This window comes from Nonomuraea sp. NPDC051941 (assembly GCF_044593615.1).
Genome location: NZ_JBIUCF010000158.1, coordinates 1 through 1,048, shown reverse-complemented (window position 1 = coordinate 1,048; position 1,048 = coordinate 1). Strand labels below are relative to the sequence as shown.

1 pseudogene is annotated in these 1,048 nt (G+C 69.2%); it reads left to right on the top strand.

The window, feature by feature from the left end:
- Positions 1-675: 675 nt before the first annotated feature.
- Positions 676-1,048, top strand: a pseudogene (locus ACIHFD_RS67940) (transposase); the annotation flags it as partial.

Here is a 1,048-nt window from a genome sequence, read left to right as displayed (position 1 = left end):
CAGGGTATGAACCGTTCTCCATATTCGCTATGAAAGCCAGAGATCCTGCCGTGATCTCTCAGCGCGGTCGAGTGTGTTGAGATGGGCGGCGGCCAAGCGTCCGGGCGTGCGGGTCGTGGTGCGGCTGTGGGGCGGTCGGGGCCGGATTCGTGTGGTGTGGGTCGGCACGGCTCAACTCGAGGGCCGCTTCGAGGAGGCGGGTCTTGATTCGTTCGCTGATGTTGCGGCCCCTTTGCGGTACGGGGCAGGTGTGGGTCGGCTACGTGCGCGTATCCGGTGCGGGTGGGCGGGAGGCATCCTGGCGGTGCGGGCAGACGAAGGGCGCCGCCACCGGCCGCACCGGGATCACGGAGGTCCGCGGGACATGACCCATGGACAGGTCTCGGGCTGTGGAAGGAGCGGCCTGGACAGGCCGCCCGGCCAGATGGTAGGCGAGCGTTCCTGGCCGTGTGGCCTATGCGCGTGTGCAGGCATCTGTCCGCGGAGTGGCTTGGGGCGGGCGGACGGTCGTGGATATTTATCGCTCACGTGTTCTATCCATGGATCCGAACTCTTGGTAGCGTTTCGGTGACACATCGTGGAGGCGAGAGTCGAGAGGCGGGGTGGGCGGATGCAGATCGTGACACACACGCCCGGGGGCCGCCACGCAACCGCTCCGAGGCAGGGGGCGGAGACGTGAGTAAACTCACCGCGACCGCGACCTGCGCCACCCATGCAGCGACGGTGGAAAAGACCGGCGAGGTCGTTTCTCAGCCGCTGCTGGCGCAGCGGGTCGCCTGGCTGACCGGCCTGGCGCGAGAGCTCAGCGCCGGTATCGTCGCGGCCCGGTGGAATACGGCTGATCTGGATGCGCTGGCGTCCGGGGTGGGGCTGGACGGGCGCGCGTTGCCGCCGAAAGGCTGGATGGCTGTCCGGCGGCTGGGCTGGGGCATGACCCTCGCCTCGGGCGTGTATGTGTGCGATCGGGTGGTGCGGTGCGTGCAGGAGCAGGCCGCCCGCGCGTTGCGGCTGGCGCTGCACCGCCGCCGCCTGGTGGCGGCGATCGCCG